General features: G+C 39.2%; 10 protein-coding genes. All 10 read left to right on the top strand.

Going from position 1 to position 23,207, the window contains the following annotated elements:
• The first annotated feature begins 95 nt into the window (after positions 1-95).
• The 10 genes from sov (GM418_RS10685) (at position 96) to GM418_RS10730 (ending at position 22,999) form a co-directional block, all read left to right on the top strand.
• Positions 96-7,511, top strand: a complete 7,416-nt coding sequence (sov, locus tag GM418_RS10685) for a T9SS outer membrane translocon Sov/SprA (protein ID WP_246222866.1) — start codon at positions 96-98, stop codon at positions 7,509-7,511.
• Between the two features lie 198 nt (positions 7,512-7,709).
• A complete protein-coding gene (sov, locus tag GM418_RS10690; RefSeq protein WP_158865895.1) occupies positions 7,710-15,215 on the top strand; it encodes a T9SS outer membrane translocon Sov/SprA in 7,506 nt (2,501 codons plus the stop codon).
• 395 nt (positions 15,216-15,610) lie between these two features.
• Positions 15,611-17,020: an anthranilate synthase component I family protein gene (locus tag GM418_RS10695; RefSeq protein WP_158865897.1), complete on the top strand. Its 1,410-nt coding sequence runs from the start codon at positions 15,611-15,613 to the stop codon at positions 17,018-17,020.
• Between the two features lie 58 nt (positions 17,021-17,078).
• Positions 17,079-17,711, top strand: coding sequence for an anthranilate synthase component II (locus tag GM418_RS10700; RefSeq protein ID WP_158865899.1), 633 nt, complete (start codon positions 17,079-17,081; stop codon positions 17,709-17,711).
• A gap of 9 nt (positions 17,712-17,720) precedes the next feature.
• Positions 17,721-18,707, top strand: a complete 987-nt coding sequence (gene trpD, locus GM418_RS10705) for an anthranilate phosphoribosyltransferase (protein WP_158865901.1) — start codon at positions 17,721-17,723, stop codon at positions 18,705-18,707.
• A 7-nt stretch (positions 18,708-18,714) separates the two neighbouring features.
• Positions 18,715-19,497 (top strand): indole-3-glycerol phosphate synthase TrpC, encoded by a 783-nt coding sequence (trpC, locus tag GM418_RS10710; RefSeq protein WP_158865903.1) that lies wholly within the window; start codon positions 18,715-18,717, stop codon positions 19,495-19,497.
• A gap of 297 nt (positions 19,498-19,794) precedes the next feature.
• Positions 19,795-20,400 (top strand): phosphoribosylanthranilate isomerase, encoded by a 606-nt coding sequence (locus GM418_RS10715; protein ID WP_217447763.1) that lies wholly within the window; start codon positions 19,795-19,797, stop codon positions 20,398-20,400.
• 106 nt (positions 20,401-20,506) lie between these two features.
• Entirely contained in the window at positions 20,507-21,688 is a 1,182-nt protein-coding gene (gene trpB / locus GM418_RS10720) for a tryptophan synthase subunit beta (RefSeq protein WP_158865907.1), read from the top strand.
• Positions 21,689-21,805: 117 nt separating this feature from the next.
• Entirely contained in the window at positions 21,806-22,588 is a 783-nt protein-coding gene (gene trpA / locus GM418_RS10725; RefSeq protein WP_158865909.1) for a tryptophan synthase subunit alpha, read from the top strand.
• Positions 22,589-22,807: 219 nt separating this feature from the next.
• Entirely contained in the window at positions 22,808-22,999 is a 192-nt protein-coding gene (locus tag GM418_RS10730) for a hypothetical protein (RefSeq protein WP_158865910.1), read from the top strand.
• Positions 23,000-23,207: the final 208 nt, after the last annotated feature.

The raw sequence follows: 23,207 nt of genomic DNA on the forward strand, positions 1-23,207 counted from the left end.
TGGAATTTACTAAATCTATATTCTACTTTTTAATAACAATTCTTTTTCTAACCGTTACTCAAAAATGCTTCAGTAAAAGTACTTTTGTGGTTGATATGTCTCTGCAGTTGCAGGATACGGTTACGGTTGATACTACAGCGGATCTTCCTTTCCCTTTTAAGGATCAGCCGGCATTTGGGCAAACAAAACAGGATTCATCAAAGTTATTTTTGAATAAACCCAGTAATATTCGTTACGAGGTAGAATACGATCCGATTAGCGGTAAATATGTTTTTTATGAAAAAATCGGCGATTTGAATTACCGTCTGCCGCAAACCATGTCGCTGGATGATTATATTGATTACGATTTTGAAAAATCAATAAGTGACTACTGGAAACAACGCTCCCGGATTCAGGACATGGAAACACAGGGAGGGCTTATTCCAAAATTAACAATCGGCGGAGAAGCCTTTAACCGGATTTTTGGGGGAAATACAGTAAATATTCAACCACAGGGTTATGTGGAAGTAAGCTTTGGGTACCAGATGAATACTACTGATAATCCCTCTATTCCTGAACGCCTGAGAAAAGTACCTACATTTGATTTTGATGAAAAAATTCAGATGAATGTTACCGGTCAGATAGGTACAAAAATGAACATGCGGGTGAATTACAACACCGAAGCTACCTTCGACTATGAGAATAAAATGAATCTTGAATATACGGGTGACGAAGATGAAATTTTAAAACGAATTGAAGCGGGGAATGTTTCACTTCCGTTAAATGGTACTTTAATTACCGGTGCGTCGAATTTGTTTGGTGTAAAAGCCGATATGCAGTTTGGAAGGCTCTCGCTGACAACCCTTTTTTCGCAAAGCAAGGGAGAAACTCAAACTGTTGAAACAGAAGGTGGAGCACAGATTTCAACTTTTGAAATTTCGGCGGTCGATTACGATGCAAACCGTCACTTTTTTCTTGCCCAGTATTTCAGAGATCATTATGATGAGTGGTTGCGTAACACCGCCGTTCCGCGGTCGCCCATTTACATTAATAAAATAGAAATTTGGGTTACCAATAAATCAAGCAATTTCGACGAATCGAGAAATATCCTGGCTTTTCAGGATTTAGGAGAACACCAGGCAAACATTTATAATACAGTACCTGCTTTTCAGGAAATTGGCGGATTACCCTACCCGGAAAATGTTTATCCGCACAGTAATGCAAACGGCCTCTATTACGAAATGGCGAATACCTATAACGGAATAAGAGAAGCCGCAAATATTACATCGGTGATGTCGCAATTTTCTGCTAACGGATTTGTTGGCGGACAGGATTTTGAAAAAATAGAACAGGCGCGTAAACTGAATGAAAGTGAGTATACCATTAATTATAATCTTGGGTACATTTCATTGAATTCGGCACTGAATACTGACGAAGTTCTGGCAGTGGCTTTTAGTTACACGTCCAACGGACAGACTTTCCAGGTCGGAGAGTTTTCAACGGATGGTGTTAGCGCACCACAGACTTTGATTCTTAAACTTTTAAAAGGGACTACCCTCACACCTAAACTGCCAACCTGGAAGTTGATGATGAAAAACATTTACAACCTGAATGCTTATCAACTTAGTAGCGAGGAATTTGAACTGAGTGTGATGTACATGAACGATTCAACAGGTACATACATCAATTATCTCCCCGAAGGACGTCTGGAAGGACATATTTTGCTGGAGGTAATGAATCTGGATAAATTGAACAAACAAAAGGATCCCTATAAAGACGGTATCTTTGATTATGTTGAAGGAATTACTGTAAACTCCTCCAATGGCAGGATTATTTTTCCTGTACTCGAACCATTTGGCAGTCATTTGGCAGATTCAATAAACAGTCCTGCCCTTGTTGATAAATATACATTTCAGTCGCTTTACGATTCGACCAAAGTATACGCCGAGCAAGACGCTGAACACAATAAGTTTGTACTTTCAGGAAGTTATAAAGGCTCATCGAGTTCCGATATTGTTTTAAATACATTAAACCTCGCTCAGGGCGGAGTAACTGTAACTGCAGGAGGAAGAACACTTACCGAGAATGTGGATTATACAGTGGATTATACCCTCGGTCGTGTTAAAATTATAAACCAGGCATTACTGAATGCGGGAACACCCATTAGTGTTACAACAGAGAGTGAAGACCTGTTTACGATGCAGAGAAAGACATTGATGGGAGCCCATGCAAATTATGCATTTTCCGACAATTTTAATCTTGGAGCCACTGCACTTTATATGCATGAACGGCCTCTAACCCAAAAGGTGGATTACGGAGAGGATCCGATTTCAAATTTAATGTTAGGTTTGGATGCAACCTATTCTTCTGAAAGTAAGTTCCTTACGAAAGCTGTTGACGCGCTCCCCTTTTACAATACCAATGCTCCTTCTTCCATCGATTTTGAAGGCGAATTTGCACAGCTGATACCAGGGCACTCAAATGTAATTGACGAAAGCGGCACAGTATACATTGATGATTTTGAAGGGACAAAAACAGCGATTAGCTTAAAAACTCGTCAATCGTGGATGCTGGCCAGTACGCCACAGCTACAAAACGATTTATTTCCGGAAGGAAATCTTAACAGCTCGCTTGAATACGGATATAACCGGGCAAAACTGGCATGGTACATCGTCGACCCTTTATTTTTAAGAAATACCAGTTTAACACCGACTCATATCAAAAATGATAAAAATCTGCAATCAAATCATCTGGTTCGTGAAGTATTTGAAAATGAAATTTTTCCCGATAAGGAGACAGTAGTAGGGGAACCTACAAATATTGCTGTTTTCGATTTGGCTTTTTATCCTGAAGAACGCGGGCCATACAATTATGACACAGAACCGTCATCCCATTCTGCCGGTGTAAACGAAGATGGAAGGTTAAAATCTCCTGAATCGCGCTGGGGCGGTATCATGCGCGAAATTGAAACCAGCGACTTTGAAACGGCAAATATTCAGTTTATTGAATTCTGGATGATGGATCCTTTTGTTAATGATACAATGAGCCAGATGGAAGGTGGAGATTTGTATTTCAACTTAGGTGATATTTCAGAAGATGTGCTAAAAGACTCAAGAAAGGCATTTGAAAACGGACTTCCAACAACCGAACTTGTCTCAAATGTTGATACAACAATATGGGGACGTGTTTCAACGCTGCAATCATTGGTGAATGCGTTTGACAATGACACCCAGTCGCGTCAGTACCAGGATATTGGTTTTGATGGGTTGAGCAACAGTGACGAACAGTCTTATTTTCAACAATATTTGGAAGAGTTACGCCTTCATGTAAGCCAGGATGTTTATGAAAAGGCCCTGGAGGACCCTTCTTCTGATGACTTTCATTATTTCCGCGGTTCTGATTATGACGAACAGCAACTTGGAATTCTTGAACGGTATAAGCAATTTAACGGACCTGACGGTAACTCGCCAACGACTGAAATGTCAGACGAATCGTATCCAACTTCTGCTTCTTCCATTCCCGACATTGAAGATATTAACGATGATAATACGCTGAATGAATATGAAAGATATTACCAGTACAAGGTTAGTATCCGGCCAGGAGATTTCCAACTTGGACAAAACTACATCAACGATATAAAGGAAAGCCGGGTTCAGCTTAAAAACGGCCAGATTGGCGAAGTAAAATGGTATCAGTTCAAAATTCCGGTTCATCAGCCGGACCAAACTGTTGGTAATATTTACGATTTCAAATCTATTCGGTTCCTGAGGATGTTTTTGACACAATTTCAGGATCCTGTTGTATTGCGTTTTGCATCGCTCGATTTGGTTAGGGCAGACTGGCGTAATTATACAAAGGAATTTAAAGATGATACCGGAGTTTCCGGAAATGCAAGTTTTGATATTTCTGCGGTAAGTATAGAAGAAAACGGAAGCCGCGAACCTGTTAACTATATATTGCCTCCGGGAATTTCACGTGTTATCGACCCAACCAACCCGCAGCTTAGAAATTTGAATGAGCAGTCGATGGTATTAAAAGTTACTGATTTGGAACAGGGAGTTTCAAAAGCTGCTTATAAATCAATTTATATGGACTTCAGAAGATACAAAAGGTTAAAACTGGAAGTTCATGCTGAAGAGTTGGAAGATTACCCCCTGGAAGATGACGAACTCTACTTTTTTATTCGTTTAGGTTCCGACTACAATTATAACTACTACGAATATGAAGTTCCGTTAAAACTAACGCCGGAAGGAAGATACAACGGAACAATTGAATCAGATCGTTACATCGTTTGGCCCGATGAAAACCGGATTGATATACCTTTGGATTTATTTACCAATGCAAAGCTGGATAGAAACGATGAGTTAAGAAGCGCAGGTTCCAGCATAACATTGCAGGATGTATACGAAACCAATCATTTAGACTGGAATAACGGAAAAAACATTGTAAAAGTAAAAGGGAGCCCTAACCTGGGGAATGTTGAGGTTGTTATGATGGGGATTCGCAATAAACGCGGGCAGTTAAACACAGGGCCAAAGTCAGTTGAAGTTTGGGCGAATGAACTACGTTTAACCGATTTTGACGAAAGCGGTGGATGGGCTGCCAATGCAAGAGTCACAACACGTCTGGCCGATTTGGGAAGTGTTACAGTTGCAGGCCGCACGCGTACTGCCGGATTTGGAGGGATCAGCGAAAATATGAACAGTCGCCCTCAGGATGATTTGACGGAATTTGATGTATCTTCTTCTATCGATTTGGGACGCTTCCTTCCTGAAAAAACAGGAGTCCGCCTGCCAATGTATTACGGATATTCACAGAGTGTAAGTACTCCGAAATATAATCCGCTTGAGCCGGATATCGAGTTGGATGAATCACTTGACAGATTGGATACCAATGAGGAAAAAGATTCATTAAAACATATCTCTCAGGATGTGGTTACCCGGAAAAGTATCAACTTCACAAATGTCAGGGTCGAGCCACAAAGGGAGAGAACAAAAACACATCTGTGGGATCCTGAAAACTTCTCGGTTTCTTATTCCTATAACGAAATATACAGAAGAGACATTAACACGGAATACAACACAAGTAAAACCTACCGTGGAATGTTTTCTTATAACTATAATAACCGGCCCAAACTTATTCAGCCGTTCAATAAAATTGGCTTTTTGAATAAAGGCCCGTTAAGTTTAATTGGTGACTTCAATTTTTATCCGCTGCCAACGCTTATTTCCTACAGGGCAGAATTGTATCGTTTATACCACGAGACAAAAAGCAGAAATATTACCAATCCAAACCTGATTTTGCCGGCAACCTTTGAAAAAGACTTTCTTTTAAACAGCTATCTGGATGTAAGGTATGATGTAACCCGTTCCTTAAAAGTCGACTTTTCTTCAAACAGCACAGCCAGAATTGATGAACCGGAAGGAAGATTAAACCGGAATGAGGATGATTACCAGATGAAAAAAGATTCAATTATGCAGAATCTCTGGAATTTGGGACGTCCCACACTTTATGGCCACACTGTAAATGCACAGTATACAATTCCGCTAAACCGGATTAAATTTTTAAATTTTCTGAGTTCAAGTGTACGTTATACCGGAACCTACAACTGGCAGGCCGGGCCAATAACGGCAGATACCATCAATCTTGGAAATACAATCCAAAACTCAGGCAGCTGGCAGTTTATGGGAAATATGAACTTAACCAATTTGTACAATAAAGTACCTTATTTTCAGGAATTAAACCAAAAATTCAGAAGAACGGGCCGGAGCAGGTACAGTTTGAACCGGAACAGCAGATCATCCTCTCAAAACCAGGCCGCGAACCAACAGTCGGGCAATAATGAAAAGAAAACTTTTACTGCCAATGTAAAATTGGTTGCAGAACAGGCGCAAAAAATAAATCATAAATTAAACACAAAAAAAATACAGGTGGTTGTCACAGGTGTTGATGGCAAAGTAGTTCGCGGAAGGGTGAATATTGTTGACGTAAATAATATTGAGTTTACTCCCCTTGGCGATGCTTCACAGGCAATGATTTCTGTTACAGGGAAGCCGGGGGATCAGTCATTTCTGAAAGATATGCTGGATCTCACTACACGAATGCTAATTGGTGTTCGAACCATTCAGGTAACCTATTCTAAAAATGGAGGGACCGTTCTTCCCGGATATTTGCCTGAACCAACATTTATGGGGGCAGGTAAGTATACTCCGGAACAGGATATGTTTAACCGGAGTATTCCAACTGAATTTGCTCCCGGAATGCCCTTCCTTTTAGGGTGGCAGGACAGGAATTTTGGACGAACAGCAGCACAAAACGGTTGGGTTACTACCGACTCTACTTTAAATAATCCATATTCATTTTCTCAAAATGAACGTTTTAATATCCGGGCTGTTATTGAACCCTTACCCGATTTACGTATCAATGTAAACGCCAATCGCTCGTTTTCAAAAAATATAACAGAGTTTTACAATTACGATCCCTCATCAAACAGGTTTAGAGCAAATAGTTTGACAGAGAGTGGCAGCTTTAGTATGTCGACACTGACATGGGGAACAGCCTTTTTTGCCATTGGTAAAGAGAAAGTACACCAGTCGCAGGCATTTGAAAATCTAAAGGAATATCGTTCGATAATATCAAGAAGACTCGCTGCACAGCGGAATCCAGACAACGGTTTCGGATACGATCCATCAGCCTCTCATCCTGATAATCCCAATTTCAAAGACGGTTACGGGCCAACTTCGGTAGAAGTTTTAGTACCGGCATTTTTAGCGGCTTACCAAAATAAAGACCCGGAAAACGTTTCTCTTGGCTTATTCCCTTCCATAAAATATATCAGACCCAACTGGCAGATTCAGTACGAAGGAATGGTTTCAAAAATTCCGGGGCTAAATAAAATCATGCAATCGCTTAATTTCTCGCATGCCTACAATTCGAGCTATACCATTGGTTCGTACATTACCAATCTGAACTATTCGGAAGAAGGTGACGGATTTAGTTACATTCGTGATATGGCGGATAACTTTATTGCACCCTATGATTTTAACTCCGTGAGTATTGTTGAAACATTCAGCCCGTTAATTGATGTTGATGTTATTTGGGTGAACGATTATACCAGCCGCGCTGCGATTAGAAGGAGCAGAAACATGACCTTGTCGTTTGCAAACAACCAGTTGACAGAAGTTTTGAGTAACGAATATACGGTTGGAATGGGATACCGCTTTACACACATGGATTTAATCATCAAAACAAAAAATTCACAGCGTTCTTATTCAAACGATCTTAACCTGAGAGCCGATTTTTCCTATCGTAAAAATAAAACGGTTCTTCGTAAATTGGTTGAAGACGATAACCAGATTACAGCAGGGCAAAGTACTTTCTCAATTGAAACTACTGCTGATTATCAATTGAGCGATCGCTTTCAGCTACGGGTTTTCTTTGATAAAGTTTTGAACGATCCGTTTATCTCGCAATCGTATAAAACATCAACAACTAATTTTGGATTGAGTTTCAGGTTTACACTTACGCAGTAAGCGCTATTGCGGGAAATTTTCATTTTTAAATTAAAAATCCGTTGTTTTTTTTAGAACAACAAAATACATTCGGAAAAGTATCGTTTGTTCAAAATAGTTTAGGGTATTGTACATCATAAACTGAAATTAAAATCAAATAAATATTTGTAACCAAAGTGGCAGTTGAAATAGAATTAACGGTCATTTAAATGGTTATTAATGTTTTGGGATAGATTTTTACGAAGTTTTTTATCTGCGATTTTATTTTGTACTTTTTTTTCAAATATCGAACAACTTTATGCTGTTCCGGTTGAACAATTGCCTCAACTACAGGATACGATTAAAACGGATAGTACCGCGCAACTCCCTTTTCCATTCGAGGATCAACCTGCTTTTGGGCAAACGGGGCGCGACTCTTCAAAACTTTACCTGAATAAGCCAAAAAATTTAAGGTACGAAGTTGAGTACGACCCGATTAGTGGCAAATATGTTTTCTATGAAAAAATTGGTGATTTGAATTACCGCTTACCACAAGCTTTATCGTTTGATGATTATATTGACTATGATTTTGAAAAGTCGATAAACGATTACTGGAAACAACGCCGCCAGGTGAAAGATATGGAATCAGAAAGTGGTCTTATTCCCAAACTTACCATCGGGGGAGAGGCTTTTAACCGCGTTTTTGGAGGAAATACCGTAAACATCCAACCTCAGGGATATGTAGAAGTGAGTCTTGGTTATCAGATGAATACGACCGAAAATCCATCTATTCCTGAAAGAAACAGAAAAGTTCCAACCTTCGATTTTGATGAAAAAATTCAAATGAGCGTAACCGGTCAAATTGGAACGAAAATGAATATGCGTGTAAACTATAACACGGAATCAACTTTTGATTATGAAAATAAAATGAAGTTGGAATATGCCGGTGACGAGGACGAAATTTTAAAAAGTGTTGAAGCCGGAAATGTGTCATTGCCTCTTGACGGAACTTTGATCACCGGTGCATCAAATCTGTTTGGAATAAAGACTGAAATGCAGTTTGGAAAACTAAATCTAACAACCCTGTTTTCACAAAATAAAGGCGAAACAACAACGGTTGAAACGGAAGGAGGCGCGTCCAGCACAGTCATCGAAATAAACGGTTACGACTACGATGCAAACCGGCACTTTTTCCTTTCACATTATTTTAAAGACCATTACAACGAAGCTTTACAAAATCTCCCGGTTATTCGTTCTTCCATTTCAATAAACAAAATTGAAGTTTGGGTATTAAACCGATCAAACAGCACAAGCGATGTAAGAAACATAGTGGCTTTTCAGGATTTGGGAGAACATAAAGAAAACATTCACAATACCGTTTCCGAATTTTCGGCAAATCCGGGTCTGGTTTATCCTGAAAATGTGGTCCCTTTTAACGGGGCAAACAAAATGTATAATACTTTAATTTCTGCATACAGCAGCATTCGTGATGTTGAAAATGTAACCTCCACCCTTTCTTCTATTGATAATAATTTTGTGGGAGGGCGCGATTTTGTTAAAGTCGAGCAGGCAAGGATGCTTTCATCTTCTGAGTATTCTGTAAATGAAAAATTGGGATACATTTCATTAAACTCATCGATAGGCTCAGGCGAAATTCTGGCTGTAGCCTACAGCTATACGGTTAACGGAATAACTTACCAGGTTGGTGAATTTTCAACCGATGGGATTGATGCCCCCCAAACTCTGATAGTAAAGCTGTTGAAAGGCACAAAATTTTCACCTTCTACTCCTACATGGACTTTGATGATGAAAAATATTTACAATCTGAATGCCTCATCACTGTCAGAAGAAAACTTTACCTTAAATGTTAAATACCTGAATGATTCAACGGGCAATTACATCAACTATATTCCTGAAGGAAATATAAAAGGAAATCTTCTGCTTCGGGTTATGAACCTGGATAAACTCGACAGCCAACAGGATCCGAATCCCGACGGATTTTTCGACTTCATTGACGGAGTAACAGTAAATTCTGAAACCGGGCGGATTATTTTTCCCGTTCTCGAACCTTTTGGAAGTCACCTTGCCGATTCATTAAAAAATAAATCATTAATAGAAAAGTACTGTTATCAATCGCTTTACGATTCAACCAAAACTTACGCAAAACAGGATGCCGAACACAACAAATTTTTATTAACCGGAAGTTTTGAGGGGGCATCAACGTCAACAATATCGCTTGGCGGCATAAATATTACCGAAGGCTCGGTCACAGTAACCGCCGGGGGAATCGAACTAACAGAAAATATTGACTACACAGTTGACTATACTCTTGGGGCGGTAACCATTATTAATTCCGGACTTTTGGAATCGGGGACTGCAATAACTGTTTCCTCTGAAAGTGAAGAATTATATTCTTCCCAGAGAAAAACACTGTTGGGAACCCATGCCAATTATGCGTTCTCCGACAATTTTAATTTAGGGGCTACCTTACTTCACATGCAGGAAAAACCATTAACATCAAAAGTAGATTACGGCGAAGATCCTATTTCGAATACCATATTTGGTTTTGATACGAGGTATGCCACCGAAGCTCCTATTTTGACAAAAATTATTGATAAACTATTGCCCTTTCAAAGTACAAACTCTCTTTCTTCTATAAATTTTGAAGGAGAGTATGCACAGTTAATTCCGGGACATTCAAGTGTAATTGGTACGAGTGGAAATGTTTATATCGATGATTTTGAAGGAACCTCTATCTCTATTAGTATGAAAACCAGAAAATCATGGGTACTTGCAAGCACGCCACAACAGCAACTTATTCTCCCGGAAGGAGACCTGACGAATTCGCTTGAGTATGGTTACAACCGGGCAAAACTCGCCTGGTACAACATCGATGCGCTTTTCCTCCGCAACAACACGCTCACCCCGGCTCATATAAAAACAAACCCAACAATGCAATCCAACCATTATGTAAGAGAAATTTACGAGAAGGAGGTTTACCCAGACAAAGAAACAGATGTAGGGGAAACAAGTTACCTGACTACGCTGGATCTTGCATACTATCCTTCGGAAAGGGGGCCATACAATTATGACACAAACCCCACTTCATTTTCTTCCGGTATAAATTCCGACGGAACCTTAGCAAAACCGGAAACGCGCTGGGGAGGAGTTATGCGGGAAGTTTCAACCACCGACTTTGAGGCGGCAAATATAGAATCGATTGAATTTTGGCTCCTCGATCCTTTTATTTATGATACTTTGGGAACCATGGAAGGAGGTGATTTGTATTTTAACCTTGGCGAAATATCCGAAGATATTTTAAAAGACTCCAGAAAAGCATTTGAAAATGGGCTACCTACTACGGGGGAAGTTGTTGATGTAGATACAACCACATGGGGAAGGGTTTCTGCTCTTCAGTCGTATGTTAATTCTTTTGAAAACAGTACGATTGCGAGAACTTACCAGGATATTGGGCTGGATGGATTGAACGATGAAGACGAAAATACCTTTTTTAACGACTATTTAAATAAACTCAGTTCTATCGTCGATCCTGATGCCTATTCACTGGCGGAAGAAGATCCTTCTTCGGACAATTTCCATTATTTCAGAGGTTCTGATTATGACGCCGACAAAGTAAGCATACTTGAAAGATACAAAAAATACAATGGCCTCGACAGAAACTCACCAACCGCCGAAATGTCTGAAGAATCGTATACAACATCAGAATCTACCCTGCCTGACATTGAAGACATTAACGATGATAATACGCTTAATGAATATGAAGAATACTATCAGTACAAAATAAGTATGCGCCCTGAAGATTTTGTTTTGGGAGAAAACCACATTTCAGATGTTCAGGAATCAACGGTGGAGTTAAAAAATGGTACCGTGGAAACAATTAGATGGTACAAATTCAAAATCCCAATCTCTGAACCCGACGAAACCATCGGTTCGATAAGCGACTTTTCGTCCATTCGTTTTATGCGTATGTTTCTTTATGATTTTAAAGAACCAATATTTTTACGGTTTGCAAGTCTCGACCTGGTTCGATCCGAATGGAGAGAGTATACAAATGAACTTACAGACAATACAGGCATTTCAACAGATGCTTCTATTGAAATCACTTCTGTAAATATTGAAGAAAATGCAAACAGGGACCCCGTGAATTATGTGCTGCCTCCCGGGGTTACGAGAGAAATTGATCCGGCCAGCGCCTACCTTACAGAACTTAACGAGCAGTCGTTAATGTTGCAGGTTGACGGGCTGGAAGAAGGAGATGCAAAAGCGGTCTATAAGTCGATAAATCTGGATTTTCGCAATTATGAAAAATTAAAGATGTTTGTTCATGCAGAAGCTGTAGACGGAGAGGAACTGAACGACGATGATCTTTACTTTTTTATTCGGCTCGGAACCGACTATAACTATAACTATTATGAATATGAAATGCCTTTACTGTTAACACCTGAAGGCGAATATAACGGCAATATAACTTCTGACAGGTATATTGTCTGGCCCGATTCAAACCAGATAAATGTTCCGCTCGACTTATTTACTGAAGCCAAACAAAACCGGAACGAGGAGATGAGGACTGCCGGTTCTACCCTTTCGCTTCAGAATATTTACGAAGTAAGCCATGAAGACTGGAACGGTGACAGAAATACCGTTAAAGTAAAAGGAAGCCCCAACCTGGGTGACGTTGAGGTGATTATGATGGGAGTACGGCACAAAGATGTAAGTACCGTTTCGCCGGGGGCAAAGTCGGTTGTAGTTTGGCTAAATGAATTGAGACTGGCAGGAATAAATGAAGAAGGGGGATGGGCAGCAAACGCCAGAACCAGTATCCGTCTGGCCGATTTGGGATCAGTCAATGTGGCCGGAAGCGCAAGCTCACAGGGTTTTGGAAGCATTGACAGTGATGTTAACAGTCGTTCAACAGATAATGTAAGAGCAATTGATATCAGTTCCTCTTTAGACCTTGGAAAATTGTTACCCGAAAAAACCAATCTGAAGATACCGATGTATTTTGGATATTCAGAAAATCGGATAACACCCAAGTATGACCCGTTAAACCCTGACATTGAACTGGAAGAGTCATTAAAAAGCTACAATACAAAACATGCACGGGATTCCGTTTTAAATCTTTCGCAAGAGGTAGTCAAACGAAAAAGTATCAATTTTACAAATGTTAAGTTCGAGCCTAAAGCCGATGCAACAAAAACAAGTATTATCGATCCGTCTAATTTTTCGTTTAGCTATGCATACAATGAAACGGAGAAAAAAGACGTGGAAACAGAACTTAACCTGAAAAAAACCGTAAAGGGGATGTTATCGTATAGTTATAGTACGCGTCCAAAGGCAGTTTCTCCTTTTAAGAAAATCGGATTTTTAAATAAAGGACCTTTAAAACTACTTGGCGATTTTAGTTTTTATCCCTTACCTGCTCAAATTAATTTTAGCACAGACATCTACCGGTATTACAATGAAATCAGAACAAGAAATATAACTGACACAGAGATAACGGTCACTCCTTCCTATGACAAGGAATTTCTCTGGAACAGGAACCTGGATATTAAATATGATGTAACCCGCCTATTAAAAATAGATTTTTCTTCCAACAGTACCTCTAAAATAGATGAACCGGAAGGTCGTATAAACAGGCATGATGCAGATTACGAGTGGAAAAAAGATTCTATAATGCAAAATATTCTGGATTTAGGAAGGCCTACCGACTATAACCATACCATAAATGCTTCCTATACTTTGCCCCTGAGTAAACTCAAATTGTTAAATTTTATGACCGCAACCGCCAGGTACCAGGGCGGGTATTACTGGGAGGCAGGTGCCGTTACTGCCGATTCGATCGAACTCGGGAATGTTGTTCAAAATTCACAGTCAATTACTTTAACCGGGAATGCAAATCTTACAAATTTGTATAACAAAATCCCCTATTTTAATGAGGTAAATTCGAAATTTAAACGCACTGGCAAAAGCAGGTACAGCTTAAATCGCTCCTCATCCAAAGGGCGTAACCAGCAAAAGCAGGAACCAGCAGTTGGCAATCAAAAAGAGGAGAAAATCTATAGTGAGAATAGTAAGCTTACAGCCGGCAAAGGTAAAATTGTAACACATAAATTAAATACAAAAAAGGTGAAAATCAGAGTGTTGGGAGTAGAGAATAAAGCCATCCCCGGCAAAGTAAAAATTATAGATGCAAATTCGATCCTTTATACTCCTTCTGCCGATGCTGATCAGGCGATGATAACCGTTAGTGGAAAACCCGGCGATGAAACTTTCTTAAAGAAAGTGCTGGATTTGAGTACCAGGGTTTTAATCGGAGTAAGAAATGTTACAGTAAACTACAGTAAGAACGGAAGTACAATATTGCCTGGTTATTTGCCGGAGCCGTCATTATTTGGAGCAGGCAAATACACTCCCGATCGACAAATGTTTAGTGAAACCTATTCAAATGGGTTTGCTCCGGGAATGCCATTTTTATTGGGCTGGCAGAACGAGAATTTTGCCCGCGATGCAGCAAACAACGGATGGATAACAACCGACTCAACTTTAAATTCGCCATTTCAGATGAACCGTTCCGAACGTATAACCATGCGTTCAACAATTGAACCACTCCCGGATCTTAGAATAACTTTATCAGCCAATCGTTCATACACCAACAATTTTTATGAATATTACTATTATAATCCCTCATCAAGAGATTTCCAGATGAACAGTCATATTGAGAGTGGAACATTTTCGATGTCAGTGATGACTCTGGGCACAGCATTTTCCAAAATAGGAAGTAATTCAGTTGTAGAATCGGAAGCATTTGAAAAATTTAAAGACTACAGATTAACCATCGCAAGGCGCTTAGCCACACAAAGAAGTACCAATCCTGAGTATAACTATGATCCTTCTTCGCTTGATGAAAATGGATTCCCCGATGGTTTTGGAGCCACTTCTGTCGATGTGCTTGTCCCTGCATTTCTGGCTGCTTACCAGGATAAAAGTCCGTATACGGTTTCTTTAGGTATGTTTCCTTCCTTAAAATACATTCGTCCCAACTGGACAGTCCAGTATGAAGGGATGGTCTCAAAAATTCCGGCACTGAATAAAATCATGAAATCGATGAACTTCACTCACTCTTATTCTTCAACATATAGTGTAGGCTCGTACACCTCCAATCTGAATTATTTTGAGCAGGAAGACGGATTTAGTTATGTGCGCGATTTGGCCAATAACCTGGTTCCCGTCTATGATGTAAATTCTGTAAGTATAAAAGAAGTCCTTAGTCCGTTAATTAATTTGAGTGTAATATGGAACAATGACCTCACAACAAATTCCGAAATTAGTCGCAGCCGAAGTGTCAGTCTCTCATTTTCCAATAACCAGCTAACCGAAGTTCAAAGCAGCCAGTATTCGTTTAATGTCGGTTACCGTTTCGAAAACATGGATATGATTATAAAGACCAAAAAGAATCAGAAATTGTATTCAAACGATTTAAATGTTACGGCAGGCTTCTCGTTAACAAAAAATAAAACCACTCTCCGTAAACTCGATGAGCCCGACCAGCTCACAGCCGGGCAAAGTATGTTGTCTCTGGAAACGACAGCCGATTACCGACTCAGTGATAAATTTCAGGTTCGCCTCTATTTCGATAAGGTTATAAATGATCCGTATACTTCATCTTCCTATAAAACTTCAACAACAAATATTGGTGTTTCTTTTAAATTTACATTGACGCAATAATTGGCATTTTTTAAAATTTTTATATTAAATGGTTGGTTTTAAAAGAAAAATTTTATTCTTTTGAACCGAAATAAGAAAAATAAATGAAAAAATTAAATACAATATGGCTTCCGTGGTGGGGTCTTCTTACGTAAGTTAGGAGTTAAGAGCCATATTGGTATTTTTAAAAATATACGAGGCCTGCTCCTGATAAAGAGCAGGTTTTTTATTTTATATAAAAGAGATGATAAAATTGATGAATAAAAATATTTGGTGGTGGCACTGCAACTTTTTACAAAACCGTGAAGAGAAGTAATGCTATTGCCCGAAAAAAGGAAAACGGCTCATCGAATCACGGTGAGCCGTTTTTTTTTTGGTTCAAAATATCAATGAAATAAAATTTTAAAATATAGATAATGGAAAAATTAAATTACAAACCAGTCGTTCGAAAGATACTCGCCGACACCGTAACTCCGGTTAGTATTTATTTACGACTGCGAACACTTTACCCCAAAGCTATTCTCCTGGAAAGCTCTGATTACCATGGCAATGAAAACGCCTATTCATTTATTTGTTTTAGTCCGGTCGCCTGTTTTACGGTGAATAACGGTGAAGTTAAAAAAGAACTTCCGGGTGAAAAGACAGAAAAGTTTCAACTTTCAGCAGAAAGGATGCTGGATGATGAGCTGGACCAATTTTTTAAAACATTTAATGTTGATTCAGACAAAATTGAACTGCCGTCAAATGGATTGTTTGGTTATATGAATTTCGATTCCATTCAACATTTTGAAACCATCCGGTTTTCGTCCGTAAAAAAAGAAGAATACCAGATTCCGGAAGTAAAATATTGTTTTTACAAGTACGTGGTTGCCATCGATCATCATAAAAATGTGATTCACATGGTAGAAAATTTGTTGGAAGATGAAAAATCACAAATGGATTATATCCATCATTTGCTGGTAAACCTGAATTTTTCAACAGCTAAATTTCAACCGGTAGGTGAAGAAACTTCAAACATTACCAATGAAGAATACAAACACATGGTAACCAAAGGAAAAGAACATTGTTTTCGTGGCGATGTTTTCCAGATTGTGTTAAGTCGCCAGTTTTCGCAGGAATTTGAAGGCGACGATTTTAATGTGTACCGCTCGTTGCGCTCCATCAATCCTTCGCCTTATCTTTTTTATTTCGATTATGGCAACTACAGGATTTTTGGTTCCAGTCCCGAAGCCGAACTGCGTATAAAAGACAACAAAGCATACATTCATCCCATTGCCGGAACTTTTAAACGTACCGGGAACGATGAGCAGGACCGCGAACTGGCAGAAAAATTAAGCAAAGACCCAAAAGAAAACGCAGAACATGTGATGCTGGTTGATTTGGCACGCAACGATTTAAGCCGCAATGCCGACCATGTTGTTGTGGAAACCTATCGCGAAATTCAGTTTTACTCGCATGTTATTCATTTGGTTTCCCAGGTTTCAGGTGAAATTACTGATGATACAAACCTGATAAAAGTGTTGGGTGAAACTTTTCCGGCCGGGACGCTTTCCGGAGCGCCAAAATACAAGGCCATGGAATTGATTGATAAATATGAAAATCAAAACCGCGGTTATTATGGCGGCTGCATTGGTTATTTGGGTTTCGACCGAACGTTAAACCATGCAATAATGATTCGTTCCTTCCTGAGTAAAAACAATAAGCTTTTCTATCAGGCCGGGGCTGGAATTGTTGCCGGTTCGCAGGAAGAGAGCGAGTTACAGGAAGTGAACAACAAACTGGCAGCGCTCAAAAAAGCAATAGAAATGGCAAAGGAAATTAATTAGGAAGCCTCCCCTAACCCCTCCTAAGGAGGGAAAAGAGAAAAGAAAAAATTTAAAAAATATGAAAAATAATAATTCAATAAGGACAGCTTCTTCACTCCCCTCCTTTGGAGGGGCCGGGGGAGGCCGTATAGTAGTAATTGATAATTACGATTCGTTTACCTACAACCTGGTACACGCAATCAAAAAAATTTCCGGTTTGCCGGTGGATGTATTCCGAAACGACGAAATTGCCCTGGAAGATTTGGAAAAGTATGATAAAATAGTACTTTCACCCGGACCGGGAATTCCCGAAGAAGCCGGGCTTCTTTTGAAAATTATTAAAGAATACGCACCGAAAAAAAGCATGCTGGGAGTTTGTTTGGGTCACCAGGCCATTGGCGAGGCTTTTGGCGGCAAACTCCATAACATGAGCAGGGTTTTGCACGGCATTGCAACTCCGGTGGAATTGACCGAAATAAAATCGGTGCTTTTCGACGGATTACCCAAAACACTGGAAGTCGGGCGATATCACTCGTGGATTGTACAACAGGAGGAATTGCCGGATTGTCTGGAAGTTACAAGCTACGACAATGATGGTTTTATTATGAGCATGAAACACAAGGAATACGACGTTCAGGGAGTACAATTTCATCCTGAATCGGTGTTGACACCGCTTGGAGAAAAAATGATTGAAAACTGGTTGAACAGCTAATTTTAAAAAATGAAAGATACATTACAATACCTTTTTGAAGGAAATATACTCACACGCGAACAGGCAAAATTAAGTTTAATGGAGGTTGGAAATGGACAACACAGTGAAGCTGAGTTTGCCTCTTTTCTTACCGTTTTTAAAATGCGTCCGCTGGCATCGGAAGAGCTGGCCGGTTTTCGTGAGGCAATGGCTGAATTGAGCATCGTTACAAATCTCGAAGATTATAATGCGATTGACGTGGTTGGCACCGGCGGCGATGGGAAAAATACATTTAACATCTCAACACTGGCTTGTTTTGTTATTGCAGGTGCCGGTGTAAACGTTACCAAACATGGAAATTATGCTGCAACTTCAACAAGCGGCTCTTCAAATGTTCTGGAATTTTTTGGTTATAAATTCAGTAACAACATCGAAAAATTAAAAACCGATTTAGATAAAGGGAATTTCTGCTTTATGCATGCACCGCTTTTTCACCCGGCAATGAAGCATATTGCACCGGTTCGCCGTGCATTAAAAGTGCCCACCTTCTTTAACATTTTAGGCCCCATGATAAATCCTTCTTCACCAAAATACCAGTTGTTGGGTGTAAATAACGATGAAAATTTCAACCATTATAAAAATGTGTACAAAACAATGGATGTTAATTTTATGATTGTCAATAGTAAAGATGGATACGATGAAGTTTCGTTGACTGCCGACACTCATTTTGCGAATAATACAAAAGAAGGCAATATTTCTCCTTCCGAATTTGGTTTCGAAAAAGTTACTCCTGAAAAACTTTTTGGTGGAAATTCAGTAGAAGAAGCTGCAACAATATTTATGAATGTGCTGCAAGGAAAAGCAACAACGGAACAGACCAATGTTGTGGTCGCCAATGCAGCCTTGGGGTTGAATGTTGTTTTTCCTGAGAAAGATATAAAAGAGTGTGTTGAAATCGCAACCGAATCATTAAAAAGTGGGAAAGCGTTGGATAAATTAAAAGCAGTGATAAATTAATCTAGATATGACAATTCTCGACAAAATTATCAAAGCCAAAAAAGAAGAAGTGGCTCACCAGAAAACGGTGGTAGATTTGGAAATGTTAAAGGAAATTCCCGGCTTTAACCGCGAGTGCAATTCGCTTAAGGCAAATTTGTTAAAAGGAGGTTCTTCGGGAATTATTGCTGAATTTAAACAGAAGTCGCCTTCAAAAGGAGATATAAATCTCTCTGCAAAAGTAGAAGAGATCACAAAAGCGTATGTTGAAGCGGGGGCAGCAGGTTTGTCGGTTTTAACGGAGTCGAAATTTTTTGGAGGTTCACAATCCAATCTGGTGAAAGCGCGCGAAACAAATCCCGATATTCCGATTCTTCGCAAAGATTTTATGATTGACTCCTACCAGTTAGTCGAGGCGAAAGCATACGGCGCCGATGTTATTTTGCTCATTGCTGCCTGTCTCGAAAAAAAGCAGGCCGAAATGCTGGCAAAGGAAGCAAAAAATTTGGGGCTCGAAGTCTTAATGGAAATTCACAACGCTGAAGAGCTGGAAAAAGTAAATGATTTTGTTGACATTGTTGGAGTGAATAACCGTAATTTAAAAACTTTTGAAGTAGATGTTGAAACTTCGGTAAAGCTGGCAAAACTGATTCCTGAACATTTTGTAAAAATTTCTGAAAGCGGGTTGGCTGGTCCTAAAGAGATTCATTATTTACGTGAAAACGGATTCAGTGGATTTTTAATCGGCGAAACGTTTATGAAAACAGAGAACCCGGGGAAAACGTGTATGAAGTTTATTAAAAAACTTTAAAACTCAGAAAGAACTCGTCATTTCAAAGGATTTACTGAAAAATACAATTGTCATTATTGATTTATTATGAACATTTTCAAAATATTAATGATGCAATTTCAAGGGAAAAGGAATTAAAAAAATGGAGGCGTGAGAAAAAAATGAAATTGATAATTAAATTTAATCCAGAGTGGAAATTTTCAAATGCCGAAATTTATGATGCATTTTAGAAACAGATTTCTCCTCGCTTACTCGTCGAAATGACAGCAACCTTAAGTTGTAATTATGCAAAAAAATCTAAAAATAAAAGTTTGCGGAATGAAATTTTCATCGAACCGGGAAGCTGTTGAAGAGCTTCCGGTTGATTTGCTGGGTTACATTTTTTATCCGCCCTCGAAAAGATATGTTGGGGAAAATCCGCAAATGGGTTTATTCAACTCAGTAAAACCAAAAGTGGGTGTTTTTGTCGATGAAAATGCTTTTGAAATTATGGCGCTGGCAAAAAATCTGGATTTTAAATGGGTGCAGTTGCACGGCAATGAAAATCCAAAAACCTGTCAGATTTTAAAAAACCAGGGGCTGAAAATCATCAAGGCTTTTCGTGTAGATGAAACTTTTCAATTCCACAAAACCAAACCATTTGAGGGAGTAGCCGATTACTTTTTATTTGACACAAAAACCAAATTACCGGGAGGTTCCGGGAAAAAGTTCAACTGGAAAATATTGGATAATTATAACGGAGACACCCCTTTCTTTTTAAGCGGAGGAATTAAACCGGAAGATGTTGCTGAAATAAAAAAAAATGAACATCCTCAAATTGCCGGAGTGGATTTAAACAGTGGTTTTGAGGATGAGCCCGGATTAAAAAACATTGAAAAACTAAAAGAATTTATAACCGAATTGAAAAAGTCCCCCTTATCATAATTCCGCAAAGGAATTTTGATCGTCCCCCTCCCAAAGGGGAACAGGAGCTCTGAAAGAGCGATAGGGGTAAAAGGAACAAAACAAAATTTTAAAAGTTAGAAGATACATGAAATATCAGGTTAACGAAAAGGGATATTACGGTGAATTTGGCGGGGCATGGATTCCCGAAATGATGTTCACCAATATTGATGAACTAAAAACCAGGTACCTGGAGATTATTGAGTCGGATGAATTTAGAAAGGAATTCGACCAATTGATGAAAGACTATGTTGGACGGCCTTCGCCGCTTTATTATGCAAGCCGGTTGTCCGAATACTTCGGATCAAAAGTTTATTTAAAACGCGAAGATTTAAACCACACTGGTTCGCACAAACTAAACAATACCATTGGGCAAATTTTGCTCGCACAAAAACTGGAAAAAACACGCATTATTGCTGAAACCGGAGCTGGACAGCATGGTGTGGCTACAGCTACGGTTTGTGCGTTAAAAGGAATAAAATGTGTGGTTTACATGGGAGCACTCGACGTATCGCGGCAGGCGCCTAACGTTAAAAAGATGAAAATGCTGGGTGCCGAGGTTATTCCGGTTCACAGCGGTAACAAAACCCTAAAAGACGCTACCAACGAAGCAATGCGCGACTGGATTAATAACCCGGAAGATACACACTATATCATTGGTTCGGTAGTTGGTCCTCATCCTTACCCCGATATGGTCGCACGATTTCAGTCAATAATCAGTGCCGAAATGAAAAGTCAGTTGAAAGAACAAACCGGGAATGAATTTCCAACACGTGTTTTAGCTTGTGTGGGAGGAGGTAGTAACGCTGCCGGTGCCTTTTATCATTTTCTGGACGACGAGCAGGTGGAATTGATTGGCGTGGAAGCTGCAGGAAAAGGCGTCGACACTCCGGAAACGGCAGCTACTTTAACCGTTGGTTCTCCGGGTGTTTTACATTCCAGCAAAACCATGCTTATGCAAAATACCGACGGGCAAATTACAGAACCGTATTCCATTTCTGCCGGTTTGGACTACCCCGGAATTGGGCCTCTGCACGCGCATCTTCATAAAACCGGAAGAGCAAAATTCCTCTCTGCTACCGATGAGGAAGTTTTACAGGCTGCACTTCTGCTAACTCAGAAAGAGGGAATTATTCCTGCACTGGAATCGGCTCACGCGCTTGCCGCGCTTAACAAAATAAAAATGAATCCGGAAGATATTAATGTCGTAAATCTGTCGGGAAGCGGAAATAAGGACATGGAAACGTATTTGGATTATTTTGGCTATTAAATCCCCTTCCAACCACTCCGAAAAAGGGAGAGGCAAAGAAAGGGAATATTAAAATTTGAAAAAATTTTGCCTGCTGAAGTCTGCTTGGAAAGATTTCAGAGGCTTATCTATAAAAAAATGAAAAACAGGATAAATCAACTTTTCGAAACAAAAAAAGAGAATATACTTTCGGTGTATTTTACGGCTGGATTTCCTAATCTGAGCGACACCGTTCAAATTATCCAGGAATTGGAAAAAAATGGTGTCGACCTCATCGAAATCGGAATTCCTTTCTCGGACCCTACAGCCGACGGGCCAACCATTCAGCACAGCAGCGAAGTGGCATTAAAAAACGGAATGAGTGTAAAACAACTTTTTGAACAACTCAAAGAGATCAGGGAATCAGTTAAGATTCCATTGATCTTAATGGGATATTTTAACCCTGTTCTGCAATTTGGAGTGGAAGCTTTTTGTAAAAAATGCCATGAGGTTGGGATTGACGGTACTATTTTGCCTGATCTTCCACTGGAAGAATTTGAAGAGCATTATAAAGATACATTCATCAAAAACAATTTGCACAATATTCTACTGATAACACCGCAAACCTCAGAAAAACGAATTCGCCAAATCGACAATGTTTCGGAAGGATTTATTTATATGGTTTCCTCCGCATCGACAACCGGAGCAGGGAAAAAGGTGGAAGATTTTCATCTGGACTATTTTGAACGCATTCAACAAATGAATTTAAAAAACGCAAGATTAATAGGTTTTGGAATTTCCGACAATGCAACGTTTACAAACGCATGCAATTACGCCAACGGAGCAATTATCGGAAGTGCCTTTGTAAAATCGTTTGATAAAAATGTAACAATCAAAAAGAGCATTTCATCATTTGTAAAACACATACTTTTACATGCTTAATATTGAAGATTTAGCTTTAATGTTAAATAATACGATATGACTTTTCAGGTATGTTTTGAAACAGATTTTTTAAGTGCTTTTGATAATAAACGAGTAATCAGAACTTTAATAAAGGACATGAGTGTATTCTGTTGTTAATATTTGTTAAACCATATTTTACAGCATACCTTTTTTATCAATTCGATGTTATTTTAATAGTGCAAACAAAAACAGAAAGCCATGTTAGAATATGCAAAAGTAATATTACCAAAAGTTAGTTTTAGTAAAGAGTTGTTCAGAAAAGAACTCAATAAATGTATCCACTGGGTAGAGCCCGAACAGATTCAGGAATTGTACATATGGTGTCACGAAAATTTTAAAGAAATGTATCCCGATGTTCTGGCAGAAGCTTTTGCCGACATTGCGGCCTAATTCATTATAAGGCGGGATTTATTCCCGCTTTTTTTTTGTGCAAAAATCCACAAACAACACATATTTGTATACAAACAACACGTTTTTTTATGCAAGGCTGTTTGTATAGTTCATTTGTATTTTCACCCCTTTTAATATGTCATTCATTGATATTTTAAATCGTGCACTTTATCTTTTTTTAAGTTTGAACAAAAAGGAAAATTTTTCG

Source organism: Maribellus comscasis (assembly GCF_009762775.1).
Lineage (GTDB): Bacteria > Bacteroidota > Bacteroidia > Bacteroidales > Prolixibacteraceae > Draconibacterium > Draconibacterium comscasis.